This window comes from Thioclava pacifica DSM 10166 (assembly GCF_000714535.1).
Classification (GTDB): Bacteria; Pseudomonadota; Alphaproteobacteria; order Rhodobacterales; family Rhodobacteraceae; genus Thioclava; species Thioclava pacifica.
In genome coordinates, this window is the sequence record NZ_AUND01000034.1 from 157,988 (window position 1) to 176,996 (window position 19,009).

General features: G+C 63.4%; 18 protein-coding genes. 6 read left to right on the forward strand and 12 right to left on the reverse strand.

The features are described 5' to 3' along the window. Genes TP2_RS12805 through TP2_RS12815 form a run of 3 tightly spaced genes read left to right on the forward strand, consistent with a single transcriptional unit; the run spans position 1 to position 1,941 of the window. Complete coding sequence (locus TP2_RS12805; RefSeq protein ID WP_169739534.1) at positions 1-447, forward strand: cupredoxin domain-containing protein; 447 nt, start codon at positions 1-3, stop codon at positions 445-447. Further along, the gene (locus tag TP2_RS12810; RefSeq protein ID WP_038078118.1) at positions 440-1,165 is read left to right on the forward strand and encodes an ATP-binding cassette domain-containing protein; all 726 of its coding nucleotides are present in this window, start codon (positions 440-442) and stop codon (positions 1,163-1,165) included. The genes TP2_RS12805 and TP2_RS12810 overlap by 8 nt, the downstream gene beginning before the upstream one ends. Next, complete coding sequence (locus TP2_RS12815; protein WP_038078123.1) at positions 1,162-1,941, forward strand: ABC transporter permease; 780 nt, start codon at positions 1,162-1,164, stop codon at positions 1,939-1,941. Before TP2_RS12810 ends, TP2_RS12815 begins: the two co-directional genes overlap by 4 nt. Here TP2_RS12815 and TP2_RS12820 read toward each other — a convergent pair. Genes TP2_RS12820 through TP2_RS12830 form a run of 3 tightly spaced genes read right to left on the reverse strand, consistent with a single transcriptional unit; the run spans position 1,911 to position 4,340 of the window. Next, positions 1,911-2,525, reverse strand: coding sequence for an ATP-binding cassette domain-containing protein (locus TP2_RS12820; RefSeq protein WP_038078126.1), 615 nt, complete (start codon positions 2,523-2,525; stop codon positions 1,911-1,913). The two genes, TP2_RS12815 and TP2_RS12820, sit on opposite strands and share 31 nt — an antisense overlap. Beyond that, positions 2,522-3,346, reverse strand: a complete 825-nt coding sequence (locus TP2_RS12825; RefSeq protein ID WP_240473763.1) for an ABC transporter permease — start codon at positions 3,344-3,346, stop codon at positions 2,522-2,524. The genes TP2_RS12820 and TP2_RS12825 overlap by 4 nt, the downstream gene beginning before the upstream one ends. 4 nt (positions 3,347-3,350) lie before the next feature. Next, a complete protein-coding gene (locus tag TP2_RS12830; RefSeq protein ID WP_038078129.1) occupies positions 3,351-4,340 on the reverse strand; it encodes an ABC transporter substrate-binding protein in 990 nt (329 codons plus the stop codon). Positions 4,341-4,531: 191 nt separating this feature from the next. Here TP2_RS12830 and pedF point away from each other — a divergent pair, with 191 nt between their 5' ends. Together pedF and TP2_RS12840 are read left to right on the forward strand one after the other, a co-directional pair. Then, the gene (gene pedF, locus TP2_RS12835) at positions 4,532-5,209 is read left to right on the forward strand and encodes a cytochrome c-550 PedF (protein WP_038078137.1); all 678 of its coding nucleotides are present in this window, start codon (positions 4,532-4,534) and stop codon (positions 5,207-5,209) included. A gap of 26 nt (positions 5,210-5,235) precedes the next feature. Next, a complete protein-coding gene (locus tag TP2_RS12840; protein ID WP_240473764.1) occupies positions 5,236-6,114 on the forward strand; it encodes a transporter substrate-binding domain-containing protein in 879 nt (292 codons plus the stop codon). Between the two features lie 30 nt (positions 6,115-6,144). Here the strand turns inward: TP2_RS12840 and TP2_RS12845 are convergent, their stop codons facing one another. From TP2_RS12845 to TP2_RS12885, 9 genes are all read right to left on the reverse strand, one after another. Further along, positions 6,145-7,008, reverse strand: a complete 864-nt coding sequence (locus TP2_RS12845) for an FAD:protein FMN transferase (RefSeq protein WP_038078138.1) — start codon at positions 7,006-7,008, stop codon at positions 6,145-6,147. Continuing rightward, entirely contained in the window at positions 7,005-9,083 is a 2,079-nt protein-coding gene (locus TP2_RS12850; protein WP_038078140.1) for a 4Fe-4S binding protein, read from the reverse strand. The genes TP2_RS12845 and TP2_RS12850 overlap by 4 nt, the downstream gene beginning before the upstream one ends. Positions 9,084-9,130: 47 nt before the next feature. Then, positions 9,131-10,756: an alpha-D-glucose phosphate-specific phosphoglucomutase gene (locus tag TP2_RS12855; RefSeq protein ID WP_038078141.1), complete on the reverse strand. Its 1,626-nt coding sequence runs from the start codon at positions 10,754-10,756 to the stop codon at positions 9,131-9,133. Beyond that, positions 10,753-12,771, reverse strand: coding sequence for a glycogen debranching protein GlgX (gene glgX / locus TP2_RS12860; RefSeq protein ID WP_051692595.1), 2,019 nt, complete (start codon positions 12,769-12,771; stop codon positions 10,753-10,755). The genes TP2_RS12855 and glgX overlap by 4 nt, the downstream gene beginning before the upstream one ends. After that, on the reverse strand, positions 12,768-14,189 hold the full coding sequence (glgA, locus tag TP2_RS12865; protein WP_038078143.1) for a glycogen synthase GlgA: 1,422 nt from the start codon (positions 14,187-14,189) through the stop codon (positions 12,768-12,770). The genes glgX and glgA overlap by 4 nt, the downstream gene beginning before the upstream one ends. A 77-nt stretch (positions 14,190-14,266) precedes the next feature. Next, positions 14,267-15,343 carry an ABC transporter ATP-binding protein gene (locus tag TP2_RS12870; RefSeq protein WP_038078149.1) on the reverse strand — a complete coding sequence of 359 codons (1,077 nt, stop codon included), beginning with the start codon at positions 15,341-15,343 and terminating at the stop codon, positions 14,267-14,269. Between the two features lie 11 nt (positions 15,344-15,354). Next, a complete protein-coding gene (locus tag TP2_RS12875) occupies positions 15,355-16,164 on the reverse strand; it encodes an ABC transporter permease (RefSeq protein ID WP_038078150.1) in 810 nt (269 codons plus the stop codon). A 7-nt stretch (positions 16,165-16,171) separates the two neighbouring features. Next, complete coding sequence (locus TP2_RS12880; protein WP_038078152.1) at positions 16,172-17,068, reverse strand: ABC transporter permease; 897 nt, start codon at positions 17,066-17,068, stop codon at positions 16,172-16,174. 129 nt (positions 17,069-17,197) lie between these two features. Further along, positions 17,198-18,616, reverse strand: a complete 1,419-nt coding sequence (locus TP2_RS12885) for an aminotransferase-like domain-containing protein (protein WP_038078154.1) — start codon at positions 18,614-18,616, stop codon at positions 17,198-17,200. An 87-nt stretch (positions 18,617-18,703) separates the two neighbouring features. Between TP2_RS12885 and TP2_RS12890 the strand changes: the two genes are divergently transcribed. After that, positions 18,704-18,892: a DUF1127 domain-containing protein gene (locus TP2_RS12890; RefSeq protein WP_038078156.1), complete on the forward strand. Its 189-nt coding sequence runs from the start codon at positions 18,704-18,706 to the stop codon at positions 18,890-18,892. The last annotated feature ends 117 nt before the right edge of the window (positions 18,893-19,009 follow it).

A 19,009-nucleotide genomic window follows, 5' to 3' on the forward strand; every position in this document is an offset into this window, starting at 1 on the left:
GTGTTTTCCGAAATCCTGAAAGTTAGCCTTCTCGCGGCGCTTTGCGCGGGCCCTGCATGGGCCGATGACGATGGCGATGACGCATCACCTCCGGCGGGATTGCTCGCGGGGAAGAATAAGGAAGACTTGCCCGACGTGATCTTGTCGGTGGGGGAACCGCTCGGGGAACCGTGGCATCTGAAATCGGGCCGGTACTACGAGGTCGAGATCACCGCCGATGGCTCGGGCGAGATCGGGCTGGAAGGCGCAGGCTTCTTTCGGGCGATCTGGGTCGACGAGGTGGTGATCCGCGGGTTGGAGGTCCGTCCGATGGGGCTTCATTCGATCGAGTTCGACCGCGCAGGCACGATGGAGATCGGCTTCATCGCGATCAAGCCGGGCCGCTACGACCTGCATATCCCCGGCGCGACCGGCTCCACGCAAAGGCTGGAGATCGTGATTGAGTGACGCGCCCGCCCTTCTGGTCCGAGGCCTCAGCCATGACTGGGGCCGCAAGCCTGCCCTGCGCGATGTGAGCTTCACCGTCGCGCGGGGCCGGTTCTGCGCGCTTCTTGGGCCGAATGGCGCGGGCAAGTCCACGCTGATGTCGGTGCTGACGGGGCTGATCCGCCCCGCCCCGGGCGTCGTCGCGGTCGCAGGGCATGATATGGCGCGCAACCGCCGTGCGGCTTTGGCCGAGATCGGTGTGGTGTTCCAGCAGCCGACGCTCGATCTCGATCGCTCGGTGCGTGCAAACCTGCGCTATTTCGCGGCGCTGCACGGGTTGGGCCGCAAGCGGGCAGATGCGCGGATCGCAGAAGCGCTCGAGCTCCTGGGCATGGACGAACGGGTAGATGAGAAACTTCGAGCGCTCAATGGCGGCCATCGGCGGCGCATGGAAATTGCTCGCGCGTTGCTGCATCGCCCCCGCCTGTTGTTGCTCGATGAACCGACCGTCGGCCTTGATGCGCCTGCCCGGAGCGCGATCACTGCGCATGTTCATCAGCTTGCCCGCGAGGGGATTACCGTGCTCTGGGCAACCCATCTGGCAGATGAGTTGCGCGCTGAAGATCAGGTTGTGTTGCTTCATAAGGGCGTCGTGATGGCAAGCGGCGAGGTCAGGACGTTGGTTGAAGGAAGACCCGTAACCGATTGGTTTAACGTGGCTATGGAGCAGGCGGCATGAGCGCGCTTTCCGCCGCCTCGGCCATCGCCACACGCGAACTGGCCCGCTTCGTCACGCAACGCGAGCGCTTCCTCGCCGCGCTCGTGCGTCCGCTGGTCTGGCTGTTCATTTTCGCCGCCGGGTTCCGGGCCGCTCTGGGCCTGTCGATTATCGCGCCCTACAAGACCTATATCTCCTACGAGACCTATATCCTGCCGGGTCTTTGCGCGATGATCTTGCTGTTTTCGGGCATGCAAAGCTCGCTCAGCCTCGTGCATGACCGCGAAAACGGGGCGATGCGTCTGATGCTGACGGCGCCCTTGCCACGCTGGTTCATGCTGGGCGCGAAACTGCTGGCCGGGGCGTTGGTCGGTCTTGTGCAGGTCGCGGCTTTTCTGGTCATCGCGGCGCTATTCGGGCTGCGCGTTCCCGCCACCGGCTATGCGACGGCCCTGCCGGCTTTGTTGCTCTCGGCACTGATGCTCGGGGCGCTCGGTCTGCTGCTCTCGGCGCGGATCAAGCAGCTCGAAAATTTTGCCGGGGTGATGAATTTCGTGATCTTCCCGATGTTCTTCTGTTCCTCGGCGCTCTATCCGATCTGGAAGATGCAGGAGAGCTCGCCTCTTCTTGCAAAGCTATGCGAAATCAATCCCTTCACGCATGCAGTTGAACTGGTTCGCTTCGCGTTCTATGGCCAGTTGAACCTCGAGGCGCTTGGCTGGACGGCGCTTGCGACAGTCGTGTTTTTCGTAGCCGCCCTTAGGGGTTACGAACCCGCCCGCACCCGCTCTTCCTGAAAGAGCCGCGCCGGACGGCCATCCACACGGGCAAACCGCGTCGCCAGGGCGTCGAGTTCGCCCGCCGCATGGCTTGCGATGACCACGGCAGCATTGGTCTCGGCGATCAGCGCTGCGGTCAGCTCCAACAGATCCCCGACTCGCGCGCCGTCGAGAGAGGCGAAGGGTTCGTCCATGAGCAACACGTCGGGCTTGGTGACGAAGGCCCGTGCGAGGCCAACCCGGCGCGCCTGCCCGACCGAGATCTGGCCCGGCCAGTGGTCCGCGACGCTTTCGAGCCCGACCCGCGCCAACATCGCTCGCGCCTGTTCCTCGGTGGCCGAGGTCGGCAGCGTCACGTTGTCGATCACGCGTCGCCAGGGCATCAGGGTCGGGTTCTGGAACACCATCGCGCTGCGCCCATCGATTTCCAGCGTGCCTGCGAACCGGCTGTCCAACCCCGCGAGAATGCGCAACAGCGTCGTCTTGCCCGCTCCGGAGGCCCCCGACAGGCCCAGAACCTCGCCGCGACCGACGCGCAGCTGCATCGGTCCCAGAACCGGCACGCCGCCATAGCCTTTTTCTGACAGATCGAGCCGGATCATCTCTGCCTCCAGCTTGCGGCGCGGCGCGCGAGGGGGGCGAGGATGCCCCATTCCACGGCAAGCATCACCGCCACGAAAGCCAGCGCATTGGCCAGCACGCCTGCGATATCGAACATTTGAAAATCCAGATGAATACGAAAGCCTATCCCATTGGACCGACCGAGAAATTCCACGACGAGCACGATCTTCCAGATCAGTGCGAGCCCCGCCCGCGCCGCTCCCATGATCTGCGGCGCAAGTTGTGGGATCAGTATGTGACGCAGCCGTGCAACCACCCCCATCCGGTAAAGCCGTGCCATGTCGGAGAGGTCCGGATCGCGTGCGATCATCCCTTCGCGCAGCATCACCGCGACCATCGGGATCTTGTTGACCGCAACGGCGGCGATCGCGGCCCACTCGTTAAGGCCAATCCAGAGATAACACAGCACGATCGTCACCAGCGCCGGGACATTGAGCGCAACTGTCAGCCAGGGTCCGAACCAACGATCCGCGCGCTCACTCGCACCAAGTGCGATGCCGATGGCCGCGCCGATCCCCATAGCAAGGGTGAAGGCGAAGAGAACACGGATCAGCGTCGCACTCAGGTCGGGCCAGAGCTGGCCTGAGACAAGAGCCTCCCAGAGTGTCGGGAAGACGATTTGCGGTCCGGGAGCGAGGCGCGGGTCGTTCAGGAGCCATGCCCCGCCCGCCCAGACCAGAACCAGCGCGATCAGCGAGGCCAGCGCGACCGGCACGTCGGGACGCCGATTGGCCTCCTGCTCCGGTCGCCGCTCGACCTGTTCGCGCTCATGTCCCTGTGTAATCACGCCTGCTCGCATCATCGGTTCAGTTCGACAGGAAAGTGCCCTTGGGCAGCGAGGTCGCCCCGCCCACGAGTTTCGCGCCGCCCAGCTCCGCCATCAGGCGCAACATCCGGTCGGCGGCGTCTTCATCGACCGGACCGGGGGCGGGAATACCCGCGCGGAACCCCGCGACGAGGGCTGCGTATTGCGCATCATCGCCTGCGCGCATGATCGGGCGCAGCCGTACGAAAGCCGCATCGTCGGTCGCGAGCTTTTCCTTCGCCGCGCGTGAGGCCACTGCCAGGCCCTGCGCAAGTTCGGGCCTCGTGTCGACCAGATCACCGGGCAGCACATAGCCCAGCAGCGGCGTTTCGGGTGAAAGGCCCAGTTCGCGCGCCGCCTCACTGACGGTAACCAGCGGCACCATGCCCGCCGCCTCCATCTTTGCCGCAAAATGCCAGAAATTGATCGCCCCATCGACCTCGCCGGAGAGCGCGGCCTTCATGATCAGGGGCGGTGCGCCAAAGACCTGCTCGGTCTCGGCAGCCAGATCGATCCCCTCGGACTTTTGCGCATAGGCCCGCAGGATCAGCCAGCTCTTGTCGATCGGCCCTCCCGCGATCCCGATTTTCTTGCCTTTCAGATCTGCAAGGCGTTTCGCGGGACTGTCGGCCTTCACCATCAGCCCGCCCACGGCCTTCGAGTACGGGATGAAGCGGTAATCCTCACCGGCTGCGCGCATCCGCGCGACCCAGAACCAATCGGTCACGATCGCATCCACCGCGCCGCCCTGAAGCATGATGTCCGAGCCCGACTTGCCCGCGACCGGCACGACTTCCAGGGTAAATCCGTTCGCGCGGTCGAGGCCGTAATGGCGGATCGTGTCGAGCTCCCAATTGACCGTGCCGCCCTCGAGCGCCGCCACTTTCAACACCGGCAGATCACCGGCCACCGTGGCGCCCGCGCCCGCAAGCCCCATCACGACCGAAACCAACGCCGCGCCCGCCAAGCGGGCCCATCCTTCAAACGCCATCTCATCCTCCCTTGCGCAATCGCGATCACGCCTCCGCGATCAGAGTAGCAGCCCGCTCGCGCCCGCCTATTCGACCAAAGGACAATGCCGAACCCCGCCGATCCGGGCCTGACCAAGACCAAGGTCGAATGGTGGCGTGCTGCACCGCCGCGTTATCCAGAGAGCAAGCGAGATCTTTTTGGGAGGTTCAGATGCTCGACACCCGCAAGACCCTGTTGGCCGCGCTCTGCGCTCTGACCCCGGCGGTTGCCTTTGCCCATGGCGATGTGACCCCGCAGCCGGTCAATACCGATGCTCTGCCCGATGTGGGCGAGGAGTGGCTTAGCGAAAACCCCTATCGGGCCGCGACTGCGGGCGAAGAGGTCTGGGCGAAGGCCGTGCAGATTGGCGATAGCGGTTTCAACCAGAACTGCGCGCGCTGTCACGGGCTTGGCGCGGTCTCGGGCGGTCTCGCCCCTGACCTGCGCTATCTCGAGGCCGAGGAATATGGCGACGAGTGGTTCGTCGAACGTTTCCGCCATGGCATGACCCAGAACGGCATTACCAAGATGCCCGCTTTCGGCGATATCCTCGGTCAGAAAGCGGCTTGGGCGATCCGCACCTATATCGAGACGCGGCCCGATGACGGGGCGCTTGATCCCTATTCCGACCAACTCCACACGATCCGCGATCAACTGGCTGAGGGCGACGCCGATGTGCCGACCGTGATCGCGACGCTTGAAGATATCGCGGGCAAGGTCGAGACCGCATCGGGCGCGCCTGTTGCTGACAGCGCGGTTTCGCGCGCGGCCCATGAGCTCGAAAAGAGCCCCGACAAGCAGAAGGAAGCGGCCGATATGCTGTCGATCGGCATTTCGGCGGCCGAGTGATGCTTGTGCGTCGGATAAGGACCGGGGTGCTGACCCTGGCGCTTCTGGGCGGGGTGGCTTTGGCCACACCCGCCCTTTCGGCCTGTGAGGGCTATGCGCCCGAGCAGAAACTCCAGAACACCGCGCCACAGGATATCGGGCGTGGCCTCGACCGGATCATCGCGGATGGCTACATCGAGTTTGCCCTCTACGAGGATTACGCACCCTGGTCCTATGAAGAGGGTGGCAAGGCGAAGGGCATAGACGTCGAGATCGGCAAGATCATCGCCGAGGATCTCGGGGTACAGCCCCGTTTCCGGCTGGTGAGTGCGGGCGAGACGCTCGATGCGGATCTGCGCAATTACGTCTACAAGGGCGCGGTGGTGAATGGGCGTGTCTCGGATGTCATGCTGCATGTGCCCTATGATGTGGATTATGCCTGTCGCTTCGATCAGGTGGTTTTCACAGGGCTTTATGGCGAGGAGCATATCGCCATCGCCTATGATGCCGCTAGCTATCCCGACAAGGGGCCGACGCCGGCGGTGTTTCGCTACGATCCGATCGGGGTCGAGAATGACTCGATCTCGGATTTCTACATGAGCGATGTGACGCGTGGTCCCTCTGCTGACAAAGTTCATCGCTTTCGCACAACGGCGCTCGCGATGCAGGCCTTGGCCGATCACGAGGTCATGGCTGTAATGGGGCCGCGCGCCGAACTGGAAGCGGCGATGGCGCCGGGGATCAAGATCCACGAGCCGCCCTTGGGCCTGCCGCGTTCGAAATGGGTGATCGGCGTAGCGCTCTCGATGCAGCATCGCCCCCTTGCCTATGCCGTTGACGATGCAATCGCGGCGGCGCTTCAGGATGGCCGGATCGCCACGGCCTTTGCCGAATATGGCGTGGAGTTTACCCCACCCACGCAGTGAAACGGCAAATCGGGCCGCGCTGATCCCAGGTCAGAGCGGCCCGTAATTTCCCTCAAAATCCACGAGATGAACCTCCGACAGCCCGAGCGTCTTCGCGCTGCGGGCAATCGCGTTCCGGTCCATGAGCACGAACGCGGTCGAGGCCGCATCGGCAAGTGCTGCGCTCGACGCCTCGACGGTGACGGTCGACCAGAGCGGCGGCTGCCCCTGCGGCCCGAGGATATGGCTGCCGCCGGGCAGCGCGAGTGCCCCCGGCGACGACGTCGCGACCGCCTGCCCGTCTCGAAGCACTAGCCGTCCGAGCAGTCCCGCCACCGGATCGGCCACCCCAAGCGTAAACGGCCCCCCAATCGCTGCGAATTCGCCCATATCGACCAGCACATCGCGATAGCCACGCGCGATCAAAAGCGCGCGGATGCGATCGGCGGCATAGCCCTGAATGATTCCGTTGAGGGTCATGGCCTGCCCTGCACCAAGGCGAATTTCCGAATTTATTTCAACATGCTCGAAGCCGATCTTGGGGCGCATATCAGCCCCGGCTCGCCCCTCGGCCAAGGCCTGCCAAAGCGGTTGCACCGTCGGATCGAAAGCCCCCGCCGTCGCGGCATGGACACGGCGGGCCAGGTCCAGAACTTCGCGCATCGCCTCTGACGGTCGTGCCGACCCTTTGGCATTCAAGGCGGTCAGCTCTGATGGGCGATGCAGAGAAAATGTGGCTTCGATCATCTCAATATCGGCACGTAGCCTATTGATATCGTGCTCTTTCGTTTCCGCGCCGCGTATGTCGATCCCGATTTCAGCCCCGAAGGCTTGCCCCTGCCACCGGGCGGCATGCACCGGGCGTCCCGCAAACGCCGCCGCTGCCGAAATCTGCAAGAACCGCCGCCGTTTCATTCCGCCGCCTCCGAGATCACCTGTGCCCGCTGCGCGCGTTTCGCCTCAAGTACCAGCGGCACGCACAGCGCCGGGTCGTCATGAATTTTGACGCAATCAAGGCACTGAAAACATTCTGAATACCTGATTTCGCCGGTTTTCGCGATGGCACCGTAATTGCACCGTACCTTGCACAGCTGACAGGGCGAGCCGCAGTCCTGACGCCGCGGGATCCATCTGCGCATGCGCAACAGCCCCCCGAGCCGCATCGCCGCTCCCAGCGGACAGACCGAACGACAGAACCCCTTGAACCAGACTGCGGACACCACAATCCATCCGCCGGCCCAGAGCACATAGGGCCAGGGGCGGTCGAAATGGGTGGTGATGGCGGTCTTGAAGGGTTCGATCTCGACCGCTTTTTCCGTGTGATCGGGCGCGAGAAGTGCAATGCCGACCAACGCGACAAGCGCGAGTGGCCCCGTCCATAGCAGCGCCTGCGCCAGCGACCGCGGCGGCTCCCATTTCGGCAAGTTCAAGAAGCGCCCGATGTGATGGGCAAATTCCTGCATCGCCCCGTAAGGGCAAAGCCAGCCGCAGAAAAAACCGCGCCCCCAAAGGATGAACCCGAGGAGTGTTGCAGCCCAGATCAGAAGCGAAAACGGGTCATATAGCAGCACTTCCAGAGAGCCGTTCCCGGTCAGTGCCCGGAGTACCGCAAGCGGCGTGACGATCGAGAGTTGTCCCTGCCCCCAATAGCCCACAAACCCGATGGTGATCGCGAGGATGCCAAGCCGCACCGGCGTGAAAAGCTTCAGCGCCGCCAGTTTCGACTGCATCAGGAGCGCGCCAAACAGCAGAGTCAGAAACCCGGCCAGAACCCAGATATCCGTCGCGCGATTGCGCAATGCCTCACGCCAGGGCGGCAGGGCCTCAGGTGCTTCGGGGAAGCTGAAGAACCGCTGCGGCGTTTTGAGGTTGAGCGTGAAATGCGCCTCGCCCGCCTCCGGCTGGAACATTCCGTGCAGGCGCACGGCCTGGGCTGAAAGCGACCAATCTCGGGTCGGATCGAAGCCCAGCCTCCGATCAAGGCGGACAACGAGTTTTGTCGCATCGTCAAGACCTTCCGGGGCGCCCTTCGAGAGATGTGCAAGGATATCCGCATCGCGCAGCGCCAGCGGTAGCCCGTCCTGCTGCGCCGAAATCCGATCCGGCGCGGTGTTGCGCACGAAATCCTCGCTCACCAGCCCCTGCCGCCCAGCCTCGATCAGGAGATACAGCTCGTCATCGGGTGCACGCGATAGAAAGCGCCGCGTCTCGGCATAGGTCTCGGGCGAAAGCGCGGCTTTCGCAATCGATGGCGGGCCGAGATCAATCACGTAAAGGTCAAGATACATCCCATTGGGATCGTTAGCCCCTTCGGGATCATCATGGGCCCATTTCGTGCCCTCGAAGGCGGCATCCTCCTGCGCGTTCGTGATCCGCAGCCGCCCGATCAACCCCGCGTCAGCCAGCCCTTGCCAGTCCAGTTCCTCGGCATGGTCCGGGTCGGGCTTTGGCGGTGGCCCGGCGCGGATCCCTTGCATCTTCTCGCGTGCCACGGCCAAGGTTGCGGCCAGAATTGACTCATGGGCGATCCGCACGCTCGCCGTCGCCTTCGTCACCCCGTCGAGATAAACCAGATCCGAGCCAGAGCCAGCACCCCCATAGGGCGTTCCGACGACGAGGGGTTCATTGATCGAGTGACCGCGATACTGTTCGAGGAAATCGCGAAACGGCGCCTCCCCAAGGCCCGACACGAAGACCGGCTCGTGCTGGTTGATCAGCTTGACCGCAATGAACCGGCCTTCGAGATCGAGCATCACCAGCATGTTGATCGGCTTGCCCGAAAATCCCGGAAGCGGCGCAAGCTCTCCGGTCTCGAACACGTAGCCGGCCTCGCCGCCACCCGAGTTCAATAGCTGCCAGACACCCTTGTCGTTAATCTCGTCGCCGACCGCATAGGGGGCGACGACCATATCGGCGACCTGGTCATGCGTCAGGCTGGCCGCGAGTGCGGGAAAAGCCGTCATCAACCAGAAAAATGCCGCGCGTAACATGGGCCCAGCCTAGCGGATGGACGGCGCGGCGAAATTCGACCTTGGTCTCAGGTGATGACGTCGGGACCTGCACGGCCCGTGCGGGCACGGATGCCCACCAGCGCCTCGGTTGCAGCGATGATCGGAGCCAGCGCCTGTTGCGGATCGTGGTCGAGTCCATCGGGTCCGGGAGCGTAACGTTCAAGATAGACGCGCAGCGTCGCCCCTTCCGTGCCGGTGCCCGAGAGACGGAGCACGACGCGAGAGCCTCCCTCGAAGAGAATACGGAAACCCTGACCCTCGGAGATCGAACCGTCGACCGGGTCAGTATAGGAAAATTCGTCTGAGCTTTCGACCGTAAGCCCTTCGGTTTGCGTACCTTTCAGAGTCCCGAGCTTACCACGAAGATCGCCCAGCATGGCTTCGGCAACATCGATAGGCAGTGCCTCGTAATCATGGCGCGAATAGTAGTTTCGACCATAGCGTGCGAAGTGATCGGACAGGATCTCGGCCACCGACATCTTGCGCACGGCCAGGATATTCAGCCACATCAGGACCGCCCAGAGCCCGTCTTTCTCGCGCACGTGGTCAGAGCCGGTCCCGAAACTCTCCTCACCGCACAGGCTCACGCGGCCCGCATCCATCAGATTGCCGAAGAATTTCCAGCCTGTCGGCGTCTCGTAGCAATCAAGCCCCAGCGCCTCAGCGACGCGGTCCGCTGCAGCCGAAGTCGGCATTGAGCGCGCAACTCCCTTCAGCCCGTCCTTGTACCCCGGCACGAGATGCGCATTCGCCGCCAGCACTGCGAGGCTGTCCGAGGGGGAGACATAGGTGCCCGCGCCGAGGATCATGTTCCGGTCGCCATCGCCGTCGGAGGCAGCGCCAAAATCGGGCGCGGTCTCGCCCATCATCTCGTCCATCAGTTCATGCGCCCAAGTCGGGTTCGGATCGGGATGCATGCCGCCGAAATCCGGCAGTGGCGTTGCATGGGTCACCGTGCCTTTCGGTGCGCCGAGGCGGTTTTCGAAAATCTCGACCGCATAAGGCCCGGTGATTGCGCACATCGAATCCATCCGCATCCGGAAGCCAGCATCAAATAGGCCGCGCAGGGCTTTGAAATCGAAAAGAGATTCCATCAGCTCCGCATAGGCGGAAACCGGATCGACGACCTCGACAACCATATCGCCAAGTGTGCTCTCACCCAGCCTGTCGAGGTCGGAATCGGGCGCGTCGAGTTTGAGATATTCAGTGATCTCCTGCGTGCGTTTGTAGATCGCAGCGGTCACGGATTCCGGCGCAGGCCCGCCGTTCGACATGTTGTATTTCACGCCGAAATCTTCGTCCGGTCCGCCGGGGTTATGGCTGGCCGAAAGGATCACCCCGCCATCTGCGGCGCGCTGGCGGATCAGGTTCGAGGCGGCAGGGGTCGAGAGCCAGGCGCCCTGCCCGACAATGACACGCGCAGCGCCATTCGCCGCCGCCATCTTCAGGATCGTCAGCGCGGCTTCGCGCCCGAAGTAGCGCCCGTCGCCGCCAAGAACCAGAGTCTTGCCCCTCACACCGCCAACCGCATCGAATGTCGCCTGAACGAAATTCTCGAGGAAATCCGGCTGCATGAAGACGCGGGTTTTCTTACGCAGGCCGGAAGTGCCGGGTTTCTGGCCGTCGATCGGTCGGGTGGCGTGGCGGGTCATGATGTCTCCTGCGGTGTCGCGCGGGTGAAGACTTGAACGGATTGGGCGGCAAGGCAAGTCTCGGCAGCGGAGAATTGCTCCTCCGCGGCCTCGGGTCGCGCCGTGTCGAGAAGCAGCGTCCATTGCCCGTTCGGCAGCGCTGCCTTACAAGTCGGGCCGGCATTGAGAAGCAGATAGACCGCTTCATAGCCCGCATCGCCTGCCGGTCCCTCGGCCGCCCCGCGGATCTCGACCCCGATGCAGCGCAGCTCCGGATCGTTCCAGTCATTGGGCTGCGGCTCTCCTCCGGGGCAGAGCCGCCAGATCAGATCGCGAATGCCGTCCTGTTTGCGTTCCAAGGCGTGAAGAAACCGGCACTGACGAAGAACCTTGTGATCTTTTCTTATCTGTATCAGACGCTTGACGAAGGAAATTAAACCTTCGTCAGGTGCGGTCCAATCGATCCAGCCGATCTCGTTATCCTGCGCATATGCGTTGTTGTTGCCGCTCTGTGAATTGCCGATCTCGTCGCCAGCCAGAAGCATCGGAACGCCCTGGCTAAGGATCATCGTGGCCAGCAAGGCGCGTTTGCGCGCGGCCTGAGCTTGCGGATCCGCGAGCGCTTCGGAATAGTTCGCATCATGGCCGTCGCGGTTGTTTTCGCCATTCGCGTGGTTGTGTTTTTCGCCAAAGGATACAAGATCTTGCAAGGTGAAGCCGTCGTGGGCGGTGATGAAATTCACCGAGGCTGTTGCCGGGCGCCCGTGTTGGTCGAATAGTTCCGCCGAGCCAGCGACCCGGCGTGCGAGATCCCCCGTCATGCCGCGATCGCCGCGCCAGAACCGCCGGGCATCATCGCGAAACCGATCGTTCCACTCGCTGAACGGATGAGGAAAGCCGCCGAGGTAGTAGCCCCCCGGTCCAATATCCCAGGGCTCGGCGATCAGCTTCACCTCACGCAGCACCGGATCCTGCGCGATCGCGGTCAGGAAAGGCGCGTGCGGTTCGACCGCGCCGGATGCACCACGTGCCAGCGTCGCCGCGAGATCGAAGCGGAACCCGTCCACCCCCATCTCCTCGACCCAGTGGCGCAGGCAATCCATCACGAGCCGGAGCGCGAGTGGATTTGCGAGGTTGAGCGTGTTGCCGGTCCCCGTTTCGTCGATATACGCGCCCTCGGGGCCAAGCCGGTAATAGCTCGCGTTGTCGATCCCGCGCAGGCTGAGCATCGGACCGCGCGTATCACCCTCGCCCGTATGGTTGAAGACCACGTCGAGGATCACTTCGATCCCGGCGGCATGAAAACGCCGCACCATCTCGCGAAATTCCTCACGCGGATCTGCGCCGGAATAGCGCGGTTCGGGAGCAAAGAAGCCGATCGGCTGATACCCCCAATAATTCGACAGACCCTTCTCGACGAGGAAACGATCGTCGAGATAGGCGCAGGTCGGCAGCAACTCGATCGCAGTGACGCCCAGATTGCGCAGATGCGCAAGGATCGGCTCCGACGCAAGCCCCGTCCACCGTCCGCGCAGCTCGGCGGGAACATCCGGATGGGTCATGGTCAGGCCCTTGGGATGGGCCTCGTAGATCACCGTTTCGGTCCAGGAATGACGCGGGCGCTGCCAATCTGGTTGCACGATTTCGGACACCAGCGATTTTGGGATAACCTCCGCGCTGTTGCGCCGGTCGGGTTTGGTTTTTCCCGGCTGCATAGGCGCTTGCCAGGTGATCTTCGCGTCGAGAGCGCGGGCGTAGGGGTCAATCAGCAGCTTGGCGGGGTTGAAACGATGGCCTTCTTCCGGTGCCCATTTGCCATGCACCCGATATCCGTAACGCGCCCCCGGTTTCAGGCCGGGCACGAAGCCATGCCAGATCGGTCCCGCCCGCCCGGGTAACTCCAGACGCGTCTCGCCGGTCTTGGTGAAGATGCACAGCTCCACCGCCTCGGCATGGGCCGAGGCGAGCGCGAAATTCACACCGCCATCGCCGGGGGTCGCGCCGAGCGGATCTGGGCGTCCGGACTCGATCTTCATTGCACGCAAAGCTGGTCGTAAAGGGCTGCGTAGCGTTCGGCAGATCGCGCCCAGCCCCAGTCGGTTTTCATCGCGCGACGCTGCATCGCGCTCCACCCTTTGCGATCCTCGTAGAGCGTTACGAGCCGCATGAGCGCCTGCCTCAACGCGAGATCGTCGACCGGGTGAAAGACGACGCCGGTGGAGGCATTGGCGGCCTCGGTCGCAGGGCTCGACCCGATCACCGTGTCGGCAAGACCACCCACGGCCGCCACGACCGGCAGGCAACCGTAGCGCAACCCGTAAAGCTGGGTCAGCCCGCAGGGCTCGAACCGTGAAGGCACGAGAACCGCATCGCCACCCGCGAACATCCGGTGACTGAGCGCCTCATCATAGCCGATCTTCACCCCGACACGGCCGGGGTTCTGCGCGGCGAGCTCGCGCATGGCGTGTTCGGCCCAACCATCTCCCGATCCGAGCACAGCCAATCCGCCGCCCGCCGCAAGAAACGGCCCCAACGCGGGTGCGATCAGGTCGATCCCCTTCTGGGAGGTCAGACGCGAGATCAGGATCGCCAGCGGACCCGGCACATCCAGATCAAACTCGGCTTCCAATGCTTTGCGATTGCTGGATTTACCACCCATCTTGTTCGCTGCGAACGGCGTTATCTCGGGGTCGGCCTCGGGGTTCCAGACACTTGCGTCTATGCCGTTGAGAATGCCGTGCAAATCGCCTGCACGCATCTGCAAAAGCCCCTCCAGCCCCAGCCCGAATTCGCCGCGCATCAGTTCCTCGGCATAGCGCGGGCTGACCGTGGTGATCGCATTGGCGGCCACGAGACCGGCCTTGAGCGTCGAGATATCGCCCCAGAACTCCACCCCGTCACGGTTGAAATCCCAGGCCTGAAGGCCGAGCGCCGCGAGCTTGTCGCGCCCGAAGCGCCCCTGAAAGGCGATGTTGTGGATCGTGATCACCGTCGGGATGCCCGAGCCACGGAGATACCAAGGCACGAGCCCCGTCTGCCAATCATGGCAATGCAAGAGATCGGGGCGCCATTTGCCCAGACCTTCGCGCGCGATCTCGGCGGCGACGAAACTCAGCGCGGCGAAGCGCTCGGCATTGTCACCGTAATCCTTGCCGTCCTGGGAATAGGGGCCGCCATCGCGGTCGAAGAGGTGATCGGCCACCAGCGCCAAGACCTCCATCCCGGCCGCCTTGCCCAGCATCAGCCGTGCCGGACCGCCATAGAGATTGGCGCTTTCCCAAACCTTTTTCGGAGATTTCAGCTTTTTCAGAATACCGCGATAGGCCGGGATCATCACCCGCATGTTCCAGCCCTGCTCGGCCAGCGCCGCAGGCAGCGCGCCTACGACATCTGCCAGCCCGCCGGTCTTGACCAGCGGCACCGCTTCGGAGGCGACCGAAAGAACATGTTTCATGACCTTCCCCTTCTTCAAACCAATCCGGGGTGCACGCGGGGGCGCGATGCAGTTACGGGGACGTTCTCCCTGCCCCGTTACCGAAATAGAACCAATGCACCTGGTGACCAGGAAACACGGGTACGCGTGCCGACATCGAGTACCGGACGCCCAAAGACATTGCGCATCGAGATGCGCACCGGTTTCTCCATCCCGTCGAGACGTACATCATAATAGGTCATGTCGCCATAATAGACGACCTCATCGATCGTTCCGGGCGCTTCGCGATCGGTGGCCTGCTGGCCTTCATAGAGAATTGTGAGGGTTTCAGGGCGGAAACCGACAGCCGCATTGTCTCCGGCAGGCGCCATCGAGACCTGCGAGGTGGCGACGTCGAGCGTGCCCAGACCCGCCACCTCGGCCGTGATCGTGTCGCCGCTTTCGCCCGTCACCTTTGCGGGCAGGAAGTTCATCACGCCAATGAAATCCGCGACGCGGCGCGAATTCGGACGGCGGTAAAGTGTCTCGGGGTCGGCGAGCTGGGCGATCTCCCCCTCGAACATCACCGCGATCCGGTCCGACATGACCAGCGCCTCTTCCTGATCGTGGGTCACGAGCACGAAGGTGATGCCCACTTCGCGCTGCAGCTTGATCAGCTCGACCTGCATCTGCTCGCGGATCTTGCGATCAAGCGCGGAGAGCGGCTCGTCGAGCAGCAGCACCTTGGGCTTGAGGATCAGCGCGCGGGCCAGAGCCACACGCTGGCGCTGACCGCCCGAAAGCGCATGGGCGGCGCGTGCGCCATAGCCCGTGAGGCCGACCATCTCGAGAGATTCCTCGACCAGCTTGTCTTTCTCCGCCTTCGAGCGCGGATCGCGCCGCAACCCGAACCCCACGTTCTGCGCCACCGTCAGGTGCGGGAAGATCGCGTAGGACTGGAACACCATGTTCGTCGGCCGCTTGTTCGCGGGCACGTTGGCCATGTCCTTGCCGTCGATCAGCACCGCGCCCGAGGAAATATCCTCGAACCCCGCGATGGTGCGCAGAAGCGTGGTCTTGCCGCAGCCCGAGGGGCCGAGAAGCGAGAAGAACTCGCCCGCGCGGATCTCGGCCGAGATGCCGCGCAGCGCGTGATAATCGCCGTAATATTTCTGAACGTCTCGGAAGGCGATCATCGGGTTATCTGTCACAGGAAACCTCCGGTATCCTTTGCGCCGGTCCGCTTGATACCGCGGCGGCGGAAGAATTCGGCCACGCTCAGCAGCAGGATCGAGGCCGCGACGAGGCAGGTGCCAAGCGCCATGATGACCGGGATCGCTGAGGGGAAACGCAGCTGGGAAAAGATGTAGGTGGGCAGTGTCGGTTGGTTGCCCGCGAGGAAGAAGGCCACGATGAACTCATCCAGAGAGATCGTGAAGGAGATCAGGAAGGCCGAGATGATGCCCGGCATCACCAGCGGCAACACGATCAGGCGGAAGGTGGACATCCGCGTCTCGCCCAGATCCACTGCCGCCTCCTCGAGCGACTGATCGAGCGTTGCAAACGCCGTTTGCAGCACCGCGATCGCGTAAGGAAGCGAGATGATCACATGGCCGAGGATCACCGTCGCGATCGAGAGGTTCACCCGCAGCACTTCGAGCATCACCAAGAGCAGCGACATGCCCATCAGGATATCGGGCAGCACCATCGGCAGCATGATCAGCCCCATGATCCCGCCCTTGCCCTTGAACTTGTAGCGCGTCGAGGCGCGGGCGGCGAAGACCGCGAGGATCGTGGCCCCGGCTGACGAGGTCACCGCGATGATCAGTGAGTTCGTCAGCGCATGGCGCAGCGTGTCATTCTCGGCCATCTTCGCGAACCAGTCGGTCGTGAAGCCCTTCAGCGGGAAGGCGATGATCGTGCCGTCATTGAAGGCAAAGAGCGGCAGCAGGAAGATCGGCGCGTAAAGAAAGACCAGATAGGCCAGCGCATAGAGTTTGAGCGAGGAGATCTTCATGCGCGGCTCACTTTCCGACCCGGAGGAAGCGGCGGTTGAGCCACAGGAAGACCAGCGACAGCGCGGCGACCACGAGAAGCGAGCTGACCGCGATGGCCGAGCCCATGGGCCGGTTGTCCAGCGGCAGCATCTGCGCCTGAATGAGGTTCGCCACCATCGGCATCTTGCCGCCCCCGATCAGTTCGGGCGTGACGTAATCGCCCACGGTGGGGATGAAGACGATCAAGGTGGCAGCGACCACACCCGGCATCGCCAGCGGCAGGGTCACGCGCAGGAAGGTGCGCCAGCGGCTTTCCCCCAAATCCTGCCCCGCCTCCAGCAGCGAGCGGTCGATTTTTTCGAGGCTCACGAAGATCGGCAGGATCGCGAAAGGCGCATAGGCGTGGGCCAGCGTCAGCGCGATCGCCCCCACGGAATTGAGCATCTGCAGCGGGTCCGCGATCAACCCGTTCGGGCCGATGATCCCGATCCCCTCCAGCGCCGAGTTGATCACGCCGTTATAGCCCAGGATCACTTTCCACAGGAACACGCGGATCAGATAGGAGGTCCAGAAGGGAATCGTGATCAGGAAGATCCAGCGCGCCTTCTGGTTCGGCGCGAGGCCGAAGCTCAGATAATAGGCAATCGGGAAGGCCAGACCCACCGTGACCAGCGTCACCAGCCCTGCCACGATTAGCGAACGGATCAGAATCACGCGAAAGATCGGGTCGGACCAGGTCGCGACGTAATTCTGGAGGGTGAATTCGTGGATGACGGTGAGATAGCCATCCTTGAAGAAGGAATAGGCGAGGATCGTCGCGAGCGGCGCGGCCAATAAAAGAAGGGCGTAGATCGCCGGTGGGGAAATCAGCGCATAGCCTTGCGCCGACTCGCTGCGCAACCAGCTCTCACCTTTCGTGGCCATGCCTGTCTCCCAATTCGCACCTGTGTTCGGCGCTGCCTTGAGGCCACGAAAGCACATGGGCGCGGGCGTGAAAAGAGGCCATCCCCATCACGCGCGTGCGAGGCGGGCAGTTGCCCTAATTTTACGCAATCAGACCGGCAGATCGTCCGGCATCCGCTCGAGCAATCCGGTGAGCGTGCGCAATGCAGAGCGGAACCGTTCTTCCGGGGCCGAGCCCGCCATCGCGATGCGCACCGCATTGGGCGCCTGCCCGTCTTGCACGACATATTCATCCGCCGAGCGCAGCAGCACGCCTTCGGCCTCGGCCATGCGCGCGAAGGTCGAGGCGCGCCAGCCCATCGGCAGTTTGAGCCAGAGGAAACTCAGCCCCGGAAGCCAGGAGATATCCTGCCCGCCAAGCGCCTGGACCGTCATCTGAAGCCTGCGCCCCATCTCTTCTTGGGCCGCATACCGCAGGCGCATCGCCTCACCGCTCTCGAACAGACGCGCCACCATGTCGGTAATCGGACGCGCAAGGCCGAAGAAGCTGTGCTGGGCGGCCAGACGCCCCACCTCGCCCATCCCCTCAGGCGCCGCGACGATCCCGAACCGCATCCCGGCCGAGATCGTCTTCGACAGCGAGGTGACGTGCCAGCACCGTTCGGGGGCGATCACCCGCAGGCTCGGCAGGCCGGTCACGGGGGCCGTGTAACAGTCATCCTCGATGATCTGGAGGTCATGGCGGCGCGCGACCTCGGCCAGTGCCACCCGGCGCGCCTCGTCCATCCGCCCGGCGGTCGGGTTCTGCGCATCGGGCGTGATGCAGACGATCTGACCACGATGGCGGCGGCACGCGGCATCGAGCGCCTCGGGGATCATCCCCTGCTCGTCGATTGCGACCGGATGGATCTCGGCGCGGTTGAGCCGCGCGGCATGGCGAAAGCCGGGATAGGCGAGCTCTTCGATGAATACGCCTGGCCGGTCGCCGCGCAGGCAGGTCTGCATTACGAGGTTGATCCCATTCTGCCCGCCATGGGTCAACACGAGATCATCGGCGGTCAGCTCGGCATGGAGCGAGCAATCCTTCGGGAACCAGTCGAGCACGGCTTCGCGGCAATAGGCGTCGCGGCGAAGGCCCGGATATTGCAGATAGGTCTTGCCGATATCGCGTGCGGCTTCCTGCATCGCCCAGGCCAGCGCCTTGGTCTGGCCGACATCCGGGAGCTGCGGCGAGCGCAGGTCGACCACGCTGTCGGGCGCGCGTTCGACCTCTTCACCCGTCTGGCGATACAAAGGCTCGCGGGGGCCGAGTCGCTGGTTTTGTGTCGATACAAATGTACCCCTCCCGACTTGCGCCTCAAGCAACCCTTCTTGCGTAGCGATCTGATATCCGCGGGCAACGGTGCCCGGAGTTACCCCGAGTTTCCAAGCCAAGTCTCTGACAGTAGGGAGTTTTGTTCCGGGCGGAAGATCCCCGCGCCGGATCCCTTCGCGCAGAGCGCGCACGAGAGCGAGATATTTGGGGCCGCTCAGTTTGGCGAGTTCAGGAGACCAGCTTGTATCAGTCACAATATTTCTCTAGCTGCGAAAATCGACACAATGTATCACGCTTATACCAAGGAAACACAGATTGTATCAATACAGAAAGGCACTGCAATGTTGACCCTGTCGCGGACCCGTCCCGCCATCGCCCGTCACGGCTCGCTCAGCCTGATTGCGCGCGTCGCGCGCGTCCTCGAAACCCGTCGCACTCGCGCGGCGCTGGGGAAACTCGACGCTCGCCTGCTGGACGATATCGGAATCAGCCGGAGCACCGCCCGGCAAGAGGAGCGCCGCTTCCTGTGACGCGGGCGATCCGGTCATTCCCCTGAACGGATCGTTATCTGGCCGGGCCGTGCGCCCGGCCTTTTTTGTTGCGCGCGTCGCGAACTGGACAGGCGCAAACGCAATGGGCTTCGCGTT

What these genes read in the sequence shown, in the direction of transcription:
- TP2_RS12815 (WP_038078123.1), top strand. Translation starts at nt 1,162, where the DNA reads ATGAGCGCGCTTTCCGCCGCCTCGGCCATCGCCACACGCGAACTGGCC.
- TP2_RS12820 (WP_038078126.1), bottom strand. Translation starts at nt 2,525, where the DNA reads ATGATCCGGCTCGATCTGTCAGAAAAAGGCTATGGCGGCGTGCCGGTT.
- TP2_RS12825 (WP_240473763.1), bottom strand. Translation starts at nt 3,346, where the DNA reads ATGATGCGAGCAGGCGTGATTACACAGGGACATGAGCGCGAACAGGTC.
- TP2_RS12830 (WP_038078129.1), bottom strand. Translation starts at nt 4,340, where the DNA reads ATGGCGTTTGAAGGATGGGCCCGCTTGGCGGGCGCGGCGTTGGTTTCG.
- pedF (WP_038078137.1), top strand. Translation starts at nt 4,532, where the DNA reads ATGCTCGACACCCGCAAGACCCTGTTGGCCGCGCTCTGCGCTCTGACC.
- TP2_RS12845 (WP_038078138.1), bottom strand. Translation starts at nt 7,008, where the DNA reads ATGAAACGGCGGCGGTTCTTGCAGATTTCGGCAGCGGCGGCGTTTGCG.
- TP2_RS12850 (WP_038078140.1), bottom strand. Translation starts at nt 9,083, where the DNA reads ATGTTACGCGCGGCATTTTTCTGGTTGATGACGGCTTTTCCCGCACTC.
- TP2_RS12855 (WP_038078141.1), bottom strand. Translation starts at nt 10,756, where the DNA reads ATGACCCGCCACGCCACCCGACCGATCGACGGCCAGAAACCCGGCACT.
- glgX (WP_051692595.1), bottom strand. Translation starts at nt 12,771, where the DNA reads ATGAAGATCGAGTCCGGACGCCCAGATCCGCTCGGCGCGACCCCCGGC.
- glgA (WP_038078143.1), bottom strand. Translation starts at nt 14,189, where the DNA reads ATGAAACATGTTCTTTCGGTCGCCTCCGAAGCGGTGCCGCTGGTCAAG.
- TP2_RS12870 (WP_038078149.1), bottom strand. Translation starts at nt 15,343, where the DNA reads ATGATCGCCTTCCGAGACGTTCAGAAATATTACGGCGATTATCACGCG.
- TP2_RS12875 (WP_038078150.1), bottom strand. Translation starts at nt 16,164, where the DNA reads ATGAAGATCTCCTCGCTCAAACTCTATGCGCTGGCCTATCTGGTCTTT.
- TP2_RS12880 (WP_038078152.1), bottom strand. Translation starts at nt 17,068, where the DNA reads ATGGCCACGAAAGGTGAGAGCTGGTTGCGCAGCGAGTCGGCGCAAGGC.
- TP2_RS12890 (WP_038078156.1), top strand. Translation starts at nt 18,704, where the DNA reads ATGTTGACCCTGTCGCGGACCCGTCCCGCCATCGCCCGTCACGGCTCG.